At 54.1% G+C, this 3979-nt stretch carries 5 protein-coding genes and 1 pseudogene; 1 reads left to right on the top strand and 5 read right to left on the bottom strand.

What is annotated here, in order from left to right; all coding sequences use genetic code 11:
* Positions 1-168 precede the first annotated feature (168 nt).
* The 5 genes and pseudogenes from LC354_RS26725 to LC354_RS26705 form a co-directional block, all read right to left on the bottom strand.
* A pseudogene (locus LC354_RS26725) lies at positions 169-458 on the bottom strand (transposase); the annotation flags it as partial.
* 160 nt (positions 459-618) lie between these two features.
* The gene (locus LC354_RS26720; protein WP_223428986.1) at positions 619-1194 is read right to left on the bottom strand and encodes a hypothetical protein; all 576 of its coding nucleotides are present in this window, start codon (positions 1192-1194) and stop codon (positions 619-621) included.
* Positions 1191-1775, bottom strand: a complete 585-nt coding sequence (locus LC354_RS26715; RefSeq protein ID WP_223428985.1) for a hypothetical protein — start codon at positions 1773-1775, stop codon at positions 1191-1193. Before LC354_RS26715 ends, LC354_RS26720 begins: the two co-directional genes overlap by 4 nt.
* A gap of 302 nt (positions 1776-2077) precedes the next feature.
* The gene (locus LC354_RS26710; protein ID WP_223428984.1) at positions 2078-2881 is read right to left on the bottom strand and encodes a YdcF family protein; all 804 of its coding nucleotides are present in this window, start codon (positions 2879-2881) and stop codon (positions 2078-2080) included.
* An 18-nt stretch (positions 2882-2899) separates the two neighbouring features.
* Positions 2900-3058 carry a hypothetical protein gene (locus tag LC354_RS26705; protein WP_223428983.1) on the bottom strand — a complete coding sequence of 53 codons (159 nt, stop codon included), beginning with the start codon at positions 3056-3058 and terminating at the stop codon, positions 2900-2902.
* Between the two features lie 113 nt (positions 3059-3171).
* On the opposite strand from LC354_RS26705, the gene LC354_RS28205 reads away from it, so the two are divergent.
* The gene (locus LC354_RS28205; protein ID WP_399204425.1) at positions 3172-3906 is read left to right on the top strand and encodes a tyrosine-type recombinase/integrase; all 735 of its coding nucleotides are present in this window, start codon (positions 3172-3174) and stop codon (positions 3904-3906) included.
* Positions 3907-3979 lie beyond the last annotated feature (73 nt).

Here is a 3979-nt window from a genome sequence, read left to right as displayed (position 1 = left end):
ACCGTCAGACCCGCCCAATTTGGGCGAAACGCGGGGGTTGGGCCTCTCCAGTCGGGCTACGCCCTCCCTGCGACGCCCAACCCCCGCGTTCTCATCCTGATTGACGCTGGATTCTCATCTTGTTTGTCGCGCTGCATTAGAGTCTGTTTCAAAACTATCTGATTGATGTCATGCCCTTGCGATCATGCGGGTCACGCGCCTGATGTGGGCAATGAGGAGCCACGCTTCGGCGCTCGCGATGGTTTTCTCCCAGTCCTTCGCTATCCTGCGGCATCGCCCAAGCCACGCACTGGTGCGCTCGACAACCCAGCGACGCGGGATGACCTCGAAGCCCTTCCCGGTGTCAGAGCGTTTGACGATCTGCAAGGTCTAGCGCCCGACCTTTTCCAAGGCCCTCTCAGCTTGGGCCCAGTATAACCGCCATCTGTGAAGATATGGCGTAGCAGTGGATAGGTGTGGCACTGTCGCTATGAAGCGTTATCGCGCATTTGATGAATTTCCGACGCGAATAGAGAGAATGAGTCGCCATCAGGGTAAATAATTTCAATGGGTTACGGGGCAACCCGCGTGAAAAGCTATCTAGAGTAGTATTTGGCTTTGTTTCGGTAAATTGGGGTTTCAGCCAAATTCGTGCTCCTGTGGGCTTGTCTGGCTTGTCAAATCCAACCAGTTCTGAAACGCCTTTTTGCGCAGCGCCTTCGCTTCGCGCACATAGCGGCGCAACAAACGATAGTTCTTTCTACTAGGAGCCGCGTCAGAAAGCGCGCGTCTCTTGAGGTACCGCAAAATAGACAGATAGGATTGGCTTTCTCTCTTCGTTATACCTGCTTCGCGATACGCGCCGGTCAGATTCTCAATTAAATTTTCCAACTCTACGACTTTGTCTGAGATGGGGGCTTCTCCATTCTCAAACCTGACCAGCGACGCCTTGGCGGAAGACAATCTCACCTCCGCCACAGCCAGAGCCATCGCTGTTGTCATCCGGCGGTCATCGTTCAAGAAAGCCTCCGGTTCTAATGCCGGGTCATCCAGAATAATTTGAAGCCATGCAGCGACCGATTGTGGGTCAGGTTTTGACGTGGCACCATGTCGTTGCGCATTGCGTGACACGACGGCTTTACCTCGTGCAGTTTTGGGACCTGTGCTCTTTTGAGCGTTGGCCCTGTTGCGCGCAGCGATCTTGTCAGAGGTCATCCTTCGATGACCTCGCCCTCAAAGGGGCGCGCATTTTGCAATCCATCGAAGTCGCGTTTGACCTCACGTCGGCGGCGTTCGAGCTCTTTCAGCTTGTCTTCGTGTTCCTTGACCTGCCAATTGCGGGGTTGATAAGCCTCTCCCATAAGGTCAATGAAAGTAAGGCCCATAGCTTCGATTTCTGCGCAAGCTGCAGCGTAGTCTTCGGGATCAGTGGAAACCGCCTTCCTGGCAAGTTCAAGACCAGCGTTTCTGGAGGTTTCCTTTTCGCCTAAGAAGGGGTCGTCCCATTCATACCAATCTTGCCAATCGTCTTCTGTGCCACCTGCCTCCACGTGTTCGTCCCATGCTTCTTGCTGGGTGGTTTCGTAAGCCTTCTTCCCCCGCGCAATGGCAGCTGCACAGATGGCGTTTCGAATGCTCTTGCGGACGGCGGCATCGCGCATGCGCCGATGCTGAAAGATCTCCCACTCAATAGAGATGAGGTTTTCTGCGATGACGCATTCGTAGGGCGTCAGAGGTGCAAGTGATTGCACCATTCCATCGTGGAATACTTCAAATGAACCGGGGTCCTCACCCAAGATCTGTTCCCTCGGTGGCAGAAGGTCAGCGAAACTGGTCAGATCAAAACGCGCGGGGTCGGGAGGCGTAAGATTTTTCGCCATGGATGGTGCCCTTCTAAGCTGCCCATTTGCGGCTCCTCCCAGCACGCAACGAGATTATTGGGTCAAATAGTCCCATATGTTGTGGCCTGCGTCTACATATTCCCGCCAAGGTAGCTTCTTGCGGTAGGTTGATGAGCGATTGGACTGTTTTGCGAGAGGGGCGGCGGGTCTAGAAACGCAGTCATACGACTGACTTCAGAGCGCTTTTGGTGAGAGCTTTAGTCACAATTCTTCGGAAATATGGCCTCTGTCCTTCCAGTGATCCGGTACGCCAGCAAGCCAACCCATTCCTTCACCCCAGTGTTTAACTCAACGAGGTTCTTTGCCAGGCTCCATCCAATCTGATCCCAGAATGCCCCGCCGCGATAATCCGTCGGGTAGGGGATTAGGTTTTGCCATCCCGCTGCGCAGAAGCTCCCCATCGCGCGCGGCATGTGGGAGGCGCTGGTGATCAGTATCCATGTGCCCGTACCACCATCGGTCACCATGGCACGGGCGAGCACAGCGTTCTCTGCTGTTGACCTTGAGCGCCCTTCGATGATCAAGCGATCTTCTGGGAGCCCCAATTGTCTTAGTATGTCTGGACCAACTTCGAAAGCGCCTTGTTTCGCCGGGGTGATGGCAACTTTGCCACCCGAATAAAGCACAATGGCTTCGGGAAACTGGCGGGCCAATTCTATTGTTGTGATTAGGCGTTCACCTGCGTGGTTCACCTGAGCCAAGCGGCCTGTGTAGTCCGGGCCAATGTCTTCAGCACCGCCAAGAACGATGATGCCGGTAGGAGCATCTAATTGAGGTTGTGACTGGTAGGTGCGCTCAAGGGGGTTCAGGACAAGGTTGCCAACCGGAAAGATGCTGATGCAGAGCGCGACGGTCAACGCGAAACCAAGTGATCGTGATGCTGCCTTGACGCGGCCAAGGTGCAACAAGACGAAGGGTAGACCGAAGAGAAGTAGAAGTAGTGTCTCCGGGCGCAGAAACGCCCAAACCACCTTGCTGATGATGAGAAAAATCGTGTCCAATGTGCGCCTATCTTGGGATTAGTCTTTGCGGGCGTGAATGCGAATGCCGGGGCCGTCATCCGGAGTGCCGATGAATTCGATGCCGGCAGATTCGAGGGCCGCAACAACCTTCTCAAGGTTCCCCGATCTATTGCGTGGAACTCCGTCTACGTCTTCGTAACGAATGATAGTGCGCATAGAAACCCCAGTCGTTCCCGATAAGGTCTCGATCGACCAGCCGAGCGCGTTTCTCGCTGCTCTGATCTGCATTCCTGTTGCGTTATGGGTCATAGTGGCATAAAAAGTGACATATGAATTGCTCAACTACGACTCTCTTTGACTGGCGCGCAGAATTCAAGCGCCTTGAGGGGGCGTACGCTCCCGCAACAATGCGGTCTTACTACTCTGACGTCCAAATCTTCGTCAGTTGGTGTGAAGATCAAGCTGTTGTACCTTTTCCTGCGTCCGTGGTGACGGTGTGCTGTTTTCTTGAAAAACAGGCACCAGACAGAGCGCCATCAACTGTGCGGAGACGCCTCTACGCTATTCGGAAAGCGCACAGACTTCTGCGTCTTCCGGACCCGACGTATGACGAAGATATAAATCTGACGTTTCGACGCATTCAGCGGGCGAAACACGGGCGCCCCAAACAGGCAAAGGGGCTGACCCGGGATTATCTGAATATGTTTCTGGACGTTCAGCCGAACGACCCATGGGGTCTTCGAAACCGAGCCATGTTGTCATTGGGATACGAGTTGCTTACCCGGCGATCTGAACTGGTTGCCTTAACAACAAGTGATCTGGATTTTTTGTGTGACGGGACTCTGCGCGTGATCATCCGGCGCAGCAAGGCGGACCCATTCGGCCACGGTAGAATTGCCTTCACATCCAGAAAGACCGCAAAACTGGTTTCGAAATGGCTGGAGTGGAGAGGCCCGGACATCAGTTTTCTGTTCTGCCCAATCTATCAGGGTAGGGCGGTTGACCGCGATCTCAGCACCACAACTGTGAAGCGTTTGGTGAAATCCGCAGCTAGCGCATCGTAAGCGCCTTTCCATCACCCTTGGGGTTACGGCTTGACTATTTTTGGAAGTTCCAAGGCATGAGTTCTTGGATATC

This window comes from Tateyamaria pelophila, from assembly GCF_019966495.1.
Classification (GTDB): domain Bacteria; phylum Pseudomonadota; class Alphaproteobacteria; order Rhodobacterales; family Rhodobacteraceae; genus Tateyamaria; species Tateyamaria pelophila.
The sequence above is the reverse complement of the archived record's forward strand: the minus strand, read 5'-3'. Positions and strand labels throughout refer to the sequence as shown.